Source organism: Streptomyces sp. NPDC059567, assembly GCF_042735655.1.
Lineage (GTDB): Bacteria > Actinomycetota > Actinomycetes > Streptomycetales > Streptomycetaceae > Streptomyces.
Genome location: NZ_JBHWBS010000006.1, coordinates 62459 through 75967, shown reverse-complemented (window position 1 = coordinate 75967; position 13509 = coordinate 62459). Strand labels below are relative to the sequence as shown.

At 72.7% G+C, this 13509-nt stretch carries 12 protein-coding genes; 7 read left to right on the top strand and 5 right to left on the bottom strand.

All coding sequences use genetic code 11. The features are described 5' to 3' along the window. Nucleotides 1–105 precede the first annotated feature (105 nt). From ACFVZW_RS05305 to ACFVZW_RS05290, 4 genes are all read right to left on the bottom strand, one after another. Nucleotides 106–792, bottom strand: a complete 687-nt coding sequence (locus ACFVZW_RS05305; RefSeq protein ID WP_384516985.1) for a PhzF family phenazine biosynthesis protein — start codon at nucleotides 790–792, stop codon at nucleotides 106–108. Further along, nucleotides 770–1639, bottom strand: a complete 870-nt coding sequence (locus ACFVZW_RS05300) for a hypothetical protein (RefSeq protein WP_384516982.1) — start codon at nucleotides 1637–1639, stop codon at nucleotides 770–772. The genes ACFVZW_RS05305 and ACFVZW_RS05300 overlap by 23 nt, the downstream gene beginning before the upstream one ends. 94 nt (nucleotides 1640–1733) lie before the next feature. Then, a complete protein-coding gene (locus ACFVZW_RS05295; RefSeq protein ID WP_384516979.1) occupies nucleotides 1734–3233 on the bottom strand; it encodes an HtaA domain-containing protein in 1500 nt (499 codons plus the stop codon). A gap of 37 nt (nucleotides 3234–3270) precedes the next feature. Continuing rightward, entirely contained in the window at nucleotides 3271–4749 is a 1479-nt protein-coding gene (locus tag ACFVZW_RS05290; protein WP_384516976.1) for an HtaA domain-containing protein, read from the bottom strand. A gap of 101 nt (nucleotides 4750–4850) precedes the next feature. Here ACFVZW_RS05290 and ACFVZW_RS05285 point away from each other — a divergent pair, with 101 nt between their 5' ends. The 7 genes from ACFVZW_RS05285 to ACFVZW_RS05255 all read left to right on the top strand — a co-directional run bounded on the left by ACFVZW_RS05285 (nucleotide 4851) and on the right by ACFVZW_RS05255 (nucleotide 12470). Next, nucleotides 4851–5861 (top strand): hemin ABC transporter substrate-binding protein, encoded by a 1011-nt coding sequence (locus ACFVZW_RS05285; protein WP_384516973.1) that lies wholly within the window; start codon nucleotides 4851–4853, stop codon nucleotides 5859–5861. Next, nucleotides 5858–7120, top strand: coding sequence for an iron chelate uptake ABC transporter family permease subunit (locus ACFVZW_RS05280; protein ID WP_384516970.1), 1263 nt, complete (start codon nucleotides 5858–5860; stop codon nucleotides 7118–7120). The genes ACFVZW_RS05285 and ACFVZW_RS05280 overlap by 4 nt, the downstream gene beginning before the upstream one ends. Then, nucleotides 7117–7992 carry a heme ABC transporter ATP-binding protein gene (locus ACFVZW_RS05275; protein WP_384516967.1) on the top strand — a complete coding sequence of 292 codons (876 nt, stop codon included), beginning with the start codon at nucleotides 7117–7119 and terminating at the stop codon, nucleotides 7990–7992. The genes ACFVZW_RS05280 and ACFVZW_RS05275 overlap by 4 nt, the downstream gene beginning before the upstream one ends. A gap of 153 nt (nucleotides 7993–8145) precedes the next feature. Beyond that, nucleotides 8146–9300, top strand: a complete 1155-nt coding sequence (gene efeO, locus ACFVZW_RS05270) for an iron uptake system protein EfeO (RefSeq protein ID WP_384516964.1) — start codon at nucleotides 8146–8148, stop codon at nucleotides 9298–9300. A 36-nt stretch (nucleotides 9301–9336) separates the two neighbouring features. Then, nucleotides 9337–10611: an iron uptake transporter deferrochelatase/peroxidase subunit gene (efeB, locus tag ACFVZW_RS05265; protein WP_384517113.1), complete on the top strand. Its 1275-nt coding sequence runs from the start codon at nucleotides 9337–9339 to the stop codon at nucleotides 10609–10611. A gap of 25 nt (nucleotides 10612–10636) precedes the next feature. Further along, nucleotides 10637–11605 (top strand): iron uptake transporter permease EfeU, encoded by a 969-nt coding sequence (gene efeU / locus ACFVZW_RS05260; RefSeq protein WP_384516962.1) that lies wholly within the window; start codon nucleotides 10637–10639, stop codon nucleotides 11603–11605. Then, complete coding sequence (locus tag ACFVZW_RS05255; RefSeq protein WP_384517110.1) at nucleotides 11508–12470, top strand: hypothetical protein; 963 nt, start codon at nucleotides 11508–11510, stop codon at nucleotides 12468–12470. The genes efeU and ACFVZW_RS05255 overlap by 98 nt, the downstream gene beginning before the upstream one ends. Before the next feature lie 207 nt (nucleotides 12471–12677). On the opposite strand, the gene ACFVZW_RS05250 is transcribed toward ACFVZW_RS05255, so the two are convergent. Then, entirely contained in the window at nucleotides 12678–13448 is a 771-nt protein-coding gene (locus ACFVZW_RS05250; protein WP_384516959.1) for a bifunctional DNA primase/polymerase, read from the bottom strand. Between the last annotated feature and the right edge of the window lie 61 nt (nucleotides 13449–13509).

Sequence of the window (13509 nt, the reverse complement as noted above, 5' to 3'; positions counted from 1 at the left end):
GTCCGCGGGTGCTCGTCGACGCGGGAGCGTCGCGGTGGGTGCGTGCGGTGCATCGTCGGCCCGGGTGCGCCTACGCGCGTGAGCGGGCGCGGCGCCCGTCGGGGCTCAGCGTGGGAGGGTGAGTGTTCGCTCCAGGCGGACTCGTCCGCCCAGTTCGATCACGCCGCCGGGGCCGGGGGCCGTCAGGATCTGTGACCCCCGGCCCTGTGTGATGTTCAGGGCCCGGCCCAGCTCGGCCGTGAGCAACAGGGCGGCCGCGCCGGTCGCCTCGTCCTCGTCGATGCCGTCCCCGCGCCCCGGGAACCCCCGCGCCCGGATCCGTCCGGCCGCCTCGTCCTCCCAGGCCCAGGCATACACCCACACCCCCGGCTCGGGCACGGAGAGCGCGTCGACCTCCTCGGCCGAGGCGTACCGCCGCAGGGTGCGCGGCGGGGCCCATTCGGCGCGGGCCTCGATCCAGGTGAACTCCCCGTCCCCACGCACCCAGACCTCGCCCGCGGGCGGGCGGACGACCTCCACGTCGAGCAGCCAGGCCGCCCCGACCAGCGGGTGACCGGCGAACGGCAGCCGCACTCCGGGTGTGTATATGTCGACGTTCCCGCGCTCCGGGTCGTCGACGAACACGGTCTCGCTGAAGCCGAGCTCCTTGGCGAGCGCCTGCCGGGACGCCTCGTCGGGATGCGCGCGTCCGTCGCGGACGACACCCAGGGCGTTGCCGTACCGGCCGTCGCCCGCGCAGAAGACGCGCAGGACGTCGATGTCGGTGGCGCTACTCGTCACGGTCGTGTGCATGGCGGAATTCAAGCATCCAGGCGTCCCATTCCGCCGGTCCACCCGGAATCGGCCACCCTGTCGTGCGTCCCTCGTCGTACGGAATTCCCGCGGCGTAATCGGAGAGTCCGCGCAGGAACGCCGCTCGCTGCCGCTCGGGTTCGGGACCTCCGAACGCGCGCGTCCGCAGTTCCCGCTCCTGCGCGGGCAGCGCCGCGAACCGCTCGGCCACCGTCGCCTCGTCCTCCGCCTTGGTCAGCTCGACCGTGCGCGGCGTCCCGCCCTCGGCGAGGGCCGCCACCGCCCGGTCGTGGCCGTCGAGGAGGATCCAGCCGTCGAGGGCCGCCACCGACCACAGCAGTACGGGGGCGAGGCTGCCCTCCCTGGCCTGCCTGCGGTACGCCTTGACGCGCGGGGCGTCCGGGGCGGACAGCTTCCGCAGCGGGACGACGCCGTTCCAGCCGTTCCTGTCCCACTCCAGATATCCGTCCGGCCACGCCGTGACGAAGTCCTCACCCCAGACGTACGGCGGGAACACGTCACGCGTCCCGAGCGCCCACCGCCCCGGATGCAGGGGACCCTCGTCGGCGGCGTCCAGCCGAGCCGCGTACCGGCGCACCCAGTCGGGCCGCTGCCTGGATTCGTCGGCGCGTATCGGCGGGAGGGGCGAGCGGTAGCCGGGGCGGCGGTGGACCCGGACCCCTCCCCGGTCCTCGTCGACGCGGGCGAGCAGGACGGGCCGCCCCGACTGGCGCAGCAGCATCCGTCGGCCGTCCGTCATCTCCCAGCGCAGGGGCGGCGGTTCGGGCGGTCCGTCGATGCGGAACACCGACCCGGGGAGGTGCTCGCGGCGCAGGCGCAGGGACATGCCCCACACGCTAGCCGGGTACGCGACAGGGCCGCACCGCCGTCTCCGGGGTGCGGCCCTGTCTGTGGGGGTGGCGGTCTTTCAGGAGCGGGGCTCAGGACTCCGTCGTACGGCGACGGACGGCGAAGACGACGGCCGCGCCCGCGAGGGCCGTGGCGCCGGCCGCGCCGAGCAGGGCGCCGGTCGGGACGCCCGCGCCCGTGGCGGCGAGGGAGCCGGAGCCGCCGACCGTTCCGCCGCCGGTGGTGGACGAGCCGCCGGTGGTCGAGCCACCGCCCGAGGTTCCGCCGGTGGTCGTGGTCGGCAGAGCGGTGTCCTTGTCCACGGTGAGGGCGACGGTCACGGGGTCGATGGCGGTGCCCGGCTGGTAGAAGGCCTGGCCGCCCGGGCCGGCGAACTGGGCCGCGCCGTCCTTCGTGAGTTCGGCCGGGATGTTCGCCAGGGTGACGACACCGTTCTTCGCCGTGTAGTCGGCCTTCGACAGGTCGAGATCGGCGAAGGTCACGTCGTTCTTCTTGCCGGTGGCGGTGGCGACGTCCGCGACGAGCGTGCCGGTCGAGCCCTTGGCCTTCACCTTCACGTCGCTGATGGTCCAGTCGATGGTGTGGGCGGCGCACTCGAAGCGGACGGTGCCGTTGAAGGCCGCGTCGGCCTTGCGGGCGTTCGCGTCCCACCGGGCCGAGCCGAAGGCGAAGTCGTAGACCGCGCCGTTCTTCTTCGCCCCGCCGCTCGCCGTCGCCTTGCCGCCGCAGGTGTCGACGACGTACGTGCGCCAGGACTCCTTCACGCCCCAGGTGAGCTTGCCGTTCTGGACCGACGGGGTGCCCGTGGGTGCGGTGGTCGGGGCGGTGGTCGGCGGCGCCGTGGTCTTCGTCGGGGTCGGGCTCGGGCTCGGCTTGGAGGTCTTGGTCGGGGTCGGGCTCGGGCTCGGGGACGTGCCGCCCGGCTTCACCGTCAGCGTCGCCGCGTCGAGCGCGTCGCCCTCCTTGTAGAAGCCGGCGAACGCCTCCGCGCCGCCCTTGGTCAGCTTCGCCGGTATGTCCTTGAAGACCATCGCGCCGCCCGCGCCCTGGCCCGGTCGCATGCCGGTCATGTCGAGCGCGGCCACGGCGACGTCGTCCCGCGTGACGAACGCGCCGTCCTTGCCCTTGGTGACCACGTCGGCGGTGATCTCGCCGGTCGGCGCGGCCGTGCCCTTGGTGGTCAGCTTCACGTCGGAGAGCGTGATGTCGAGGACGCCGCCGTGGGCCTCGAAGTGCACGCTGCCCTTGAAGGCGTTGGCGGTGGCGTGCGTCCCGGTGTCGTACGTACCGGTGCCGTCCACGAAGGTGAACACGCCGTTGTCCGCCGCCTGCTTCGCGCCGCCTCCGACCGTGGTCTTCCCCTGCGCCATCGGCGAGGCGAGGTACTTGCGGAAGGACTCCTTGAAGCCCCAGTCCAGCGTGCCGTCCTTCAGCTCCATCGCGGGAGCGGCGGCTGCTTTGTCCGCTCCGTCGGCCGCGAGGGCGGGCAGGGCGAAGACGCTCGCGCCGAGAGTGGCCGCGGTGGCGACGGCGGCGGCGAGGACGACAGGGCGTCGGGTGGCGGTGGGCATGGTGGGTGGTCTCCCTACGGGGGTGGGAATCGGGGGTTCAGTCGGAGGTGGTGGTGCCGGAGGAGGAGTCGGCGTCGGAGGGCGAGTCGGTGGCGCCGGAGGAGGAGTCGGAGGACGAGTCGGTGTCGGCGGAGGAGACCGCGGCGGTCTTGCGGCGGCGTACGACGGCGAGGGCGGCGAGGGCCGCCACCAGGAGCACGCCCGCGCCGATGGCGAGATACGTGCCCACGCCGGTGGACTCGCTCGAAGCGGCCGTCTTCGCGGCGGCGTCCGAAGCGGAAGCCGAGGCGGAGGCGGAGGCCAAGGGCTTCGCGTCGCTGCCGAGGTCCGGCAGCGCGGGCAGCTGCGTCTTCGCGTCGACCGCGACGGCCAGCGACACGGGGTCCATCTCGGTCCCGGCCTTGTACATCCCGCCGAACGCCTTGGCGCCGCCCTCCGTGAGGGTGGCGGGCACCTCCGTCAGCGCGGCGAGGCCGTTCTTCGGCGCGAAGTCGGCGGCCGTGAAGGTGATCAGGGGGACGGCCTTCTCGGTCTTGCCGCCGCTGGTGACATCGGCGGCGAGCGTCCCCTTGCCGCCGGCCACCTTGACCGTGACGGCGCCGAGAGCGAGGTCGAGGTGGGTGCCGGTGAAGCGGACGGCGCCGGCGAAGGCGGCGTCGAGCGTCTTCTTCGCCGGGTCGTACGTGCCCTTGCCCTGCGGGAAGCGGAAGAGCGCGCCGCCGTCCTGGGCGCCGCCGGACAGGGCCCACTTGCCCTGGGCGATGGAGCCGGTGACGTACTCGCGGAAGGTGCGGCGCACACCCCAGTCGACCGCCGCGTCCCGGAAGGATCCGGTGGCGGCGGAGGAACCGGCCGTCGGCTCCGGCGACTTGGTGGCGCTCGGCTCGGCGGCCGTCTTGACGTCGACGGTGAGGCTGATCGGGTCGAGCGGCGTCCCTGCCGTGTAGTACCCGGCGAAGGCACGCGCGCCCTGCGAGGTCAGCGTCGTGGGGACATTGCCGAGGGAGATCGGGCTGCCGCCGCCGCGCATGTCGATGCCGGACAGGTCGAGCGCGGCGAGCGGGACCTGGGAGGAGGTCGTGACCTGCCCCGTCCCCTTGGCCTTGCCGGCCATGTCTGCGTAGAGCGTGCCGCGCCCGCCCTCGATCCGGACGCGGGGCCGGCTGATCCTCAGGTCCAGCTCGTGGGTGCCGTCGGTCTTGCGGTGGCCGAGGAAGTGCACTCCGCCGGTGAAGCCGGCTTCGAAGGATCCGCTCGCCGGATCGTAGGACCCCTGGGCGGAATGGAAGCGGAACCGGCTGCCGCCGACGGTGGCGGCGCCGCTGGTGAGGTTCCGACTGCCGTGTGCGATGGGGCCGGTGACATAACTCTGGAAGGAGGACTTGATTCCCCAGTCGAGTCTGCCGCCCTGCACCGTACGGCCCGCCGCATGGGCGGCGGTGGCCGGGAGCAGCGACCCGAGGAGCGCGGCGAAGAGCGCGACGACGAGCGCCCGGGCCGGTCTGGACAGCAGCATGGAACCCCTCCGAGGGCTAGCAAGTGAGGTAAGGCTAACCTAAGCTATCCGGAGCCGAAGCGACAGGCTGCTGCCCAGAACGAACAGGACGGTGCTTCTCCGTGCAGAGATCTCGCCTCGCGGGTGTGCTGGTATCGGCACTCGCCCTCGCTCTCACGGCGACCGGCTGCGGCGGCGGAAGCGCACCCGGAAGGGCCACGCCCGCGGCGGGCACCACTCAGGCCGCGCCCGACCGGGTCGAACCCCTCGCCGGGAGCCCGAAGTCGAAGCTGCCCGTCACGGTCGGCTCGGCGGACGGCCGCCGGGTGACCGTCGCCTCCACGGAGCGGATCGTCCCGCTCACCGGCTCGCTCAACGAGATCGTCTTCACCCTCGGTCTCGGCGAGCGGGTCGTCGCCCGCGACATCACCGCGACCTTCGAACAGGCCGCGAAACTGCCCGTGGTGACCCGCGCTCACGACGTCTCCGCCGAGAGCGTGCTCTCGCTGCGGCCGACCGTCGTCCTCGCCGACACCTCCACCGGACCGGCCGAGGCGATCGATCAGATCCGTGACGCGGGCATCCCGCTCTTCGTGGTGAAGCCGGCGAAGGAGCTCGCGGACATCTCCACCCGCATCGACACGGTCGCCGCGGCGCTCGGAGTGCCGGACGCGGGAGCCCTGCTGAAGAAGCGCACCCAGGACCGGATCAACGCCGTCCGCAAGGACGTTCCCGCCGAGAGGAAGGACAGCCCGCGGGTGGCCTTCCTCTACGTACGGGGATCGGCGGCCGTCTATCTGCTCGGCGGGGCCGAGTCCGGGGCCGCGTCCCTGCTGGAGGCGGCGGGAGCCGTCGACGCGGGCAAGGAGTCCGGGCTGAAGAAGGACTTCACCCCCATCACGAGCGAGGCGCTGGCCGCCGCCGCGCCCGACGCGATCCTCGTGATGAGCAAGGGACTTCAGTCCGTCGGCGGCGTCGACGGACTGGTGAGGATCCCCGGCGTCGCGGAGACACCGGCCGGGATGGACCGCCGCGTCGTCTCGATCGACGACGGCGTACTCCTCAACTACGGCCCGCGCACGGACCAGGTGCTGCGCTCCCTGGTGGCACAGCTGTACGGGGCGGCGAAGTGACGGCCGTCGACGGTTCGGTGACACCGGGCGGGACGTCGCCGTCCCGCACGACGGAGCCGGCCCCGACCGGACCGGACGCGCCGGGCCGGTCGGCGCACACGACATCGGATCCGGCGTCACAGGCCCCGGCCCCGCGCACGGAAGACGGCCCCGAGCCCTCGGGCCCGCGCGCCGCGGACGAGCCCGCGACCGAACCCCCGGGCCGGGCCCCAGGCGCCCCGCGCCGCGCTCCCCGTGGCACCGCCGCCACGCTCGCCCTCGTCCTCCTCGCCGTGCTGCTGGTCCTCGCCCTGCTCTCCGCCGGCATCGGGGCGTACGAGATCCCGCTGGGGGACGTACTCGCCTCCGTCCAGCACCGTCTCGGCCTCGGCGGCCACGCCCTGGAGCGCTCCGCCGAGAGCGTCCTGTGGAACATCCGGCTGCCCCGGGTCGTCCTCGCGATCCTCGTCGGCGCCTCGCTCGGCTGCGCGGGCGCCCTGATGCAGGGCGTGTTCGGCAATCCGCTCGCCGAGCCCGGGGTCATCGGCATCTCGGCCGGCGCGGCCGTGGGCGCGGTCGGGGCGATCGCGCTCGGGCTGAGCTTCTTCGGCAACTGGACGGTCACCTTCTGCGCGTTCGTGGCCGGCCTCGCGACCGTCTTCCTCGTGTACGCGATGTCCCGCTCGGACGGCCGTACGGAAGTGGTGACGCTGATCCTCACCGGCATCGCGGTGAACGCCTTCGCAGGCGCCCTGATCGGCCTGTTCATCTTCTTCGCGGACAACGCGCAGATCACCCAGATCACCTTCTGGCAGCTCGGCTCGCTCGCCCAGGCCACCTGGCCGAAGGTCCTCGCCGTACTGCCGTGCGCGCTGGTCGGGCTGGCCGTCGCCCCGCTCTACGCCCGCAAGCTGGACCTCCTCGCGCTCGGCGAGCGGCCCGCGCGGCACCTGGGCGTGGACGTGGAGCGGCTGCGGATCATCCTGATCCTGGTCGTCGCGCTGCTGACGGCGGCGGCGGTCGCGGTGGCGGGGATCATCACGTTCGTCGGTCTGCTCGTCCCGCACCTGCTGCGGATGGCGAACGGTCCGGGCCACCGCTTCCTGGTCCCGGGCAGCGCGCTCGGCGGCGCGGTGGTCCTCGCGGCCGGCGACCTGGCGGCCCGTACGGTCGCGGCCCCGGCCGAACTCCCCCTGGGCGTCCTGACCGCCCTCTTCGGCAGCCCGTTCTTCTTCTGGCTGCTGCGCAGGACCCGTCGCAAGCAAGGTGGTTGGGCATGATCCGCGGTCTCCTCGCCCGCCGCACGCGGGAGCTCCCCGCTCCTCCCCGGGCCGGCGAGGTCGTCGCGGAGACACGGGCGCTTCGTGTCGGGCTCGGTGGGCGGGAGGTGCTCGGCGGGGTCGACGCCGTCGTACGGGCCGGTGAGGTGCTGGCTCTGGTCGGGCCCAACGGGGCCGGGAAGTCGACCCTGCTGGCCGCGCTCGCCGCCGACCTCCCGCCGTCCGGCGGGGAGGTGCGGATCTGCGGGCGCACCGCCGCCGAGTGGTCGGCGCCCGAACTCGCCCTGCGCCGGGCCGTGCTGCCGCAGGCGGCCGCGCTCGCGTTCCCCTTCCCGGTCGGGGAGGTGGTCCGGATGGGCCGGGCCCCGTGGGCCGGGACCGGGCACGAGGAGGAGGACGAGGCCGCCGTCGCGGCGGCCATGGCGGCCACCGAGGTGGAGCACTTCACCAGCCGCCCCTTCTCCGCGCTCTCCGGCGGCGAGCGCGCCCGGGTCGCCCTGGCCCGGGTCCTCGCCCAGCGCACCCCGCTGCTGCTGCTCGACGAGCCGACGGCCGCGCTCGACCTGCGCCACCAGGAACTCGTCCTGCGCGTCTGCCGGGAGCGTGCCGCGGCCGGTGTCGCGGTCGTGGTCGTGCTGCACGACCTCGGTCTGGCCGCCGCGCACGCGGACCGCGTCGGGGTGCTGCACGACGGCCGGATCGCCGCCGAGGGACCGCCCGCCGAGGTCTTCGAGGAGGAGTTGCTGAGCCGGGTGTACCGGCAGCCGGTGGAGGTGCTGCCGCACCCGCGGACCGGCGTTCCCCTGGTCGTCCCGCGCCGCGCCCCGCTCGCCGACGAAACGGACAAACCCGGCCCCTTGACCCGCACTTGACCCTGTCATGGGGCCCCGATGAGCAGGTCGTGACCTTGCCGTTCCCGCGCCCGGAAGGTGAGGGGCGAATCACTGGACGTCCCGGTTCGAGTGAGGTAAGCCTCGGTTAAGTTAGGTCCGCCTCACCCCGTCCCCGTCCTCCCTGGAGCCCCTATGCGAGCCGTCCGTCTCTCCGTCGTCACCGCCGCCACCGCAGTGGCGGCCCTGACCGCCGTCACGGGCTGCACCCAGAAAAGCGACGCCAAGGGCGACGACGGTTCGATCCAGGTCGTCGCGAAGGACGACTCCTGCGAGGTCTCGAAGAAGGAGTTCCCGGCCGGGCACGTGAAGCTCGCCGTCGAGAACCAGGGCTCGAAGGTCACCGAGGTCTACATCCTGTACCCGGACGACCGGATCGTGACCGAGCGCGAGAACATCGGCCCCGGCACGAAGGCCACCATCACCGCCGAGGTCAAGGCCGGTGACTACGAGATCGCCTGCAAGCCCGGCATGAAGGGTGACGGCATCCGGCAGAAGGTCACCGTGACCGGTGGCGCCGCGGCCGCGAAGCGCTCCCCCGAGATGGACGCCGCCGTCGCCGCCTACCGCCAGTACGTACAGGCACAGGCCGACGAGACGCTGCCCAAGGTGAAGGTCTTCACCGACGCCGTCCGCGCCGGTGACATCGAGGCGGCGAAGAAGGCGTACGCCGACTCCCGTATCGGCTGGGAGCGCACCGAGCCGGTCGCCGAGTCCTTCGGCGACATCGACCCGAAGGTCGACGTCCGCGAGGACGGCCTGGAGGACGGGCAGGACCCGGCGAAGGACTGGACCGGCTGGCACCGCCTGGAGAAGGCGCTCTGGCAGGACAAGAAGATCGGCGTCCGGGAGAAGCAGCTCGCCGACGCCCTCGACAAGGACCTCGCGGACTGGGTGAAGCGGGTCGGCAAGGCCGACATCACCCCCACCTCGATGGCCAATGGCGCCAAGGAGCTCCTGGACGAGGTCGCCACCGGCAAGGTCACCGGCGAGGAGGAGCGCTACTCCCACACCGACCTGGTCGACTTCAAGGCCAACGTCGAGGGCGCCCAGAAGTCCTTCGAGCTGCTCAAGCCGGTCGCGTCGAAGAACGACCCGAAGCTCGTCGCCGAACTCGACAAGCAGTTCGCGGCGCTGAACACGCTCCTCGACAAGTACCGCACGGACAAGAGCTCCTACGTCTTCACCTCGTACGACAAGGTCGGCAAGGCCGAGCGCAAGGAGCTGTCGGACGGCGTCAACGCGCTGGCCGAGCCGCTCTCCAAGCTCGCGGCCGCGGTTGTGAAGTAGGAGGACGCGGACATGCCCGACGCGAGCGAGAACCACATGAGTGACAGCGGCCCGCGCGCCGGCGACCCGCGCGCGTCCGACGCGACCTCGCGGCGCAGGCTCCTCGGCTGGGGCGGCGCCGGGCTCGCGCTCGGCGCCGCCGCGGCCGGCGGCGCCGTCGCCCTGAGCCGTGGCGGGGACAGCGCCGCGCCCGTCGCCGACAGCGGCGCGGCCGTCCCCTTCCACGGGCCGCACCAGGCCGGTATCGCCACCGCCGTCCAGGACCGGCTGCACTTCGCCGCCTTCGACGTGAAGACGCGGGACCGTGCCGAGCTCGTCCAGCTCCTGAAGGACTGGACGCGGGCAGCCGAGCGCATGACGGCCGGTCACGAGGTCGGCGAGGGCGCCTACGGCGGTCTGCCGGAGGCCCCGCCGGACGACACGGGCGAGGCCCTCGGTCTCAAGCCGTCCCGGCTCACCCTCACCATCGGCTTCGGCCCCTCCCTCTTCGACGGGCGCTTCGGTCTGAAGGACCGGCGACCCGGCGCGCTCGTCGACCTGCCCAAGTTCCCCGGCGACAACCTGGACCCCGCGCGCAGCGGGGGCGACCTGTGCGTCCAGGCGTGCGCGGACGACCCGCAGGTCGCGGTGCACGCGATCCGAAACCTCGCCAGGATCGGCTTCGGCAAGGTGGCGGTGCGCTGGTCGCAGCTGGGCTTCGGCAAGACGTCATCCACGACGCCCGACGCGCAGACCCCGCGCAATCTGTTCGGTTTCAAGGACGGCACCCGCAACATCGCGGGCACCGACACCGCGGCACTGGACAAGCACGTGTGGGTCCCCGCCCAGGACGCCCCGGGCCGGGCGGCCTGGATGGCGGGCGGGTCGTACCTGGTCGCCCGTCGGATCCGGATGAACGTCGAGACCTGGGACCGCACTCCGCTCCAGGAGCAGGAGGACATCTTCGGCCGGGACAAACGCGAGGGCGCGCCCGTCGGCAAGGCCAAGGAGCACGACGAACCGTTCCTGAAGGCGATGAAGCCGGAGGCGCACGTCCGGCTCGCGCACCCGGACTCCAACAACGGGGCCACGATCCTGCGCCGCGGCTACTCCTTCACGGACGGCACGGACGGTCTCGGCCGACTGGAGGCGGGCCTGTTCTTCCTCGCGTACCAGCGGGACGTCCGTACCGGCTTCGTCCCGGTGCAGACCTCGCTGGCCCGCGCGGACGTCCTCAACGAGTACATCCAGCACGTGGGTTCGGCCCTGTTCGCCGTCCCGCCGGGCGTCCGCGACAAGGACGACTGGTGGGGCCGGGCACTGTTCTCGTAGCCGCGGACGGAGACAAGGAGACGCCGTGTTCGGCAACTATCTGATCGGCCTGCGCGAGGGCCTGGAGGCCGGCCTGGTCGTCTGCATCCTCATCGCGTACCTGGTGAAGACGGACCACCGTGAGGCCCTGAGGCCGATCTGGATCGGTATCGGGGTCGCCGTCGGCATCGCGCTGGCCTTCGGCGCCGGCCTCGAGTTCGGCTCGCAGGAGCTGACCTTCGAGGCGCAGGAGCTGCTCGGCGGCTCGCTCTCCATCCTCGCCGTCGTCCTGGTGACCTGGATGGTCTTCTGGATGCGGCGCACCGCCCGGCATCTGAGGGCGGAGCTGCACGGCAGGCTGGACGCGGCGCTGCGGATGGGCACGGGAGCGCTGGTCACCACCGCCTTCCTGGCGGTCGGCCGCGAGGGCCTGGAGACCGCGCTGTTCGTCTGGGCGTCGGTGCGCGCCTCCTCCGACGGCACGTCCGCGCCCCTGATCGGGGTGCTGCTCGGCATCGCGACGGCCGTGCTGCTGGCCTGGCTGTTCTACCGCGGGGCGCTGAGGATCAACCTGGCGAGGTTCTTCACCTGGACGGGCGGGATGCTCGTCGTGGTGGCGGCCGGTGTCCTCGCGTACGGCGTGCACGACCTCCAGGAAGCGCGCTTCCTGGACGGGCTCGCGAACAAGGCGTTCGACGTCTCGGCGACGATTCCGCCGGACAGTTGGTACGGAACGCTCCTGAAGGGAGTCTTCAACTTCCAGCCCGATCCGACGGTTCTTCAGGTCACGGTGTGGGCGCTCTATCTGATCCCGACGCTCGTACTGTTCCTGGCCCCGGTAGGGTCGGGTCCGTCCGTGCCGGTGAAGAAGCAGAAGGCGATCGATGAGAAGGCTGAGGCGGCCGTCGAGGGCACTCGTGGCGACGACGGCGGCGACCGTGCTGGCGCTGACGGCGAGCGGCTGCGTGACGGTGCACGGCGAGCGGGAACTGCTCCCGGCGGCGACGAAGAGTGAGGCCGAGCAGGCCCTCAAGGACTTCACCGACGCCTACAACAAGGCGGACAAGGCGTACGATCCCGCGCTCGACGCCGGCCGGGTCACCGGGCCGCTCGGGGCGATCAACCAGGCCGGCCTGAAGTCCCGTTCGATCACCAGTCCCAACGGCAACCCCGACCACCGGCCGCTGGAGCTGACGGACGCGAAGTTCGTGCTGCCGAAGAAGGCCGGCTGGCCGCGCTGGTTCGTCGCGGACACCGACTCCAACCGCGACACCGACCAGGGCAACGGCGACAACCGCTGGCTCCTCGTCTTCGTGCGCAACGGCTCCGAGCAGCTGTGGGAGGCCGCGTACCTGGCGATCCTGACCCCGGACGAGATCCCGGCGTTCAAGACGGACGGCGGCTACGCGGTGCCGGTCGCCGCGGACTCCGCCGAGCTGGCCGTGGCGCCCAGGGATCTGGGGCAGAGCTATGTCTCGCTCCTCGGCGGCGGGGAGCAGGGCCAGTTCGCGGCGGGGCCGCACACCACCGAGTGGCGGGACGAGCGGCAGAAGGCCGCGAAGCGGGTGGGCATGGCGACGCAGTACATCGACCAGGTCGCCGACGCCGGGGACTTCGCGCCGCTGGGCCTCGCGACGGAGGACGGCGGGGCGCTGGTCTTCTTCGCGACGCGCTACTTCGAGCGGCAGACGGCGGCGCAGGGCTACCGGCCGAAGGTCACGCCCGATGTGAAGGCGCTGCTGACCGGCGACGTGAAGAACACGGTCACCAAGGAGTGGGTGTCGAGCCAGGCCGTCCTGGTGAAGCCGACGGGCACGGAGCAGGACGGGGTGACGGTCGCGGGCCGACTGCAGGGCGTGACGGGGGCGAAGGGCTCGTAACGGCGGGGGTGAGGCCCTCGCCTCGCCGCGCACGGTCTTGGTCCCGGGGCTCGTAACGCACCGGGTCTGGTCCCGGGCTCGTAGCGCACGGGTCTTGGTCCCGGGGCTCGATGCGCGCCGGCCGCTGTCCCTGGGCTCGTGACGGCGGCTGCTGAGGCTCTCGCCTCGTCGCCCTCGCCCTCGTACTCCCCCGCGGGCCGTCGTCCCTCAGCGGCGGCCGAGCGGCCAGGCCACCTCGTGCCCGGTGTGCTGCTCACCCTGCTCGGCGGCATGCCGGGCGCAGGCGTCGGTGAGGGTCTCCAGAAGGTTCAGCGGGTCGGGCAGGGCGTGCTCGGGGCCGCGGACCCAGGCGAGAGCCGGCTGCTCGTCCTCGTCACCGATGAGCCGGGCCGGCGGTACGAGGACGTAGCTGCCGCGACAGTGCCAGCGCAGCCCCGGGTGCTCGGCCATGGTCTCCGGATGGCAGTCCAGCTCGCACGGCCACCACTCGTCCTCGTCCTCGGGGGTGCCGCGGGTGGCGGTGAAGAAGAGCATCCGGCCGCCGTCGCCCGCGCTCTCGGCGGATTCGGCGACGGGGCCGACGTCGATGCCCTGGGCGAGCAGCCGCTCCAGGGCGGCGCGGCCGGCCTGGAGGGGGACGTCGAGGACGTCGTGGACCATGCCGGTGGCGGTGATGAAGTTGGCCTCGGGCTCGCCCAGTGCCCAGCGCTCGATCTGGGCGCGGTCGGTGGTCGACTGGGTCTGCCAGGCGAACGAGACGGGGTGCCGGGCGGGGGTCGGACAGCCGATGCGCTCACAGGAACAGCGGTATCCGACGGGGTACGCGGCGGGGGCGAGGGGCAGGCCTGCGGCAGCGGCGTCCAGGAGCAGCTTCACACGGTGGTTCTCGTCGTCCGCCGCTGTGCGCTTCGGACGCCTGCGCAGCCACTGCGCGAGTTTGCTCTCCGTGCCGCGGTAGCGGCCGATACCGTCGCCCATCTATCCCCTCACACCTGCGCTAGCCCGTTGTGCTCGCCCGTTCGGCTCTGCCCATCGTCGC

Coding starts and splice junctions, on each gene's coding strand:
- ACFVZW_RS05305 (WP_384516985.1), bottom strand. CDS start 792: ATGCACACGACCGTGACGAGTAGCGCCACCGACATCGACGTCCTGCGC.
- ACFVZW_RS05300 (WP_384516982.1), bottom strand. CDS start 1,639: ATGTCCCTGCGCCTGCGCCGCGAGCACCTCCCCGGGTCGGTGTTCCGC.
- ACFVZW_RS05295 (WP_384516979.1), bottom strand. CDS start 3,233: ATGCCCACCGCCACCCGACGCCCTGTCGTCCTCGCCGCCGCCGTCGCC.
- ACFVZW_RS05290 (WP_384516976.1), bottom strand. CDS start 4,749: ATGCTGCTGTCCAGACCGGCCCGGGCGCTCGTCGTCGCGCTCTTCGCC.
- ACFVZW_RS05275 (WP_384516967.1), top strand. CDS start 7,117: ATGATCCGCGGTCTCCTCGCCCGCCGCACGCGGGAGCTCCCCGCTCCT.
- efeO (WP_384516964.1), top strand. CDS start 8,146: ATGCGAGCCGTCCGTCTCTCCGTCGTCACCGCCGCCACCGCAGTGGCG.
- efeB (WP_384517113.1), top strand. CDS start 9,337: ATGAGTGACAGCGGCCCGCGCGCCGGCGACCCGCGCGCGTCCGACGCG.
- ACFVZW_RS05250 (WP_384516959.1), bottom strand. CDS start 13,448: ATGGGCGACGGTATCGGCCGCTACCGCGGCACGGAGAGCAAACTCGCG.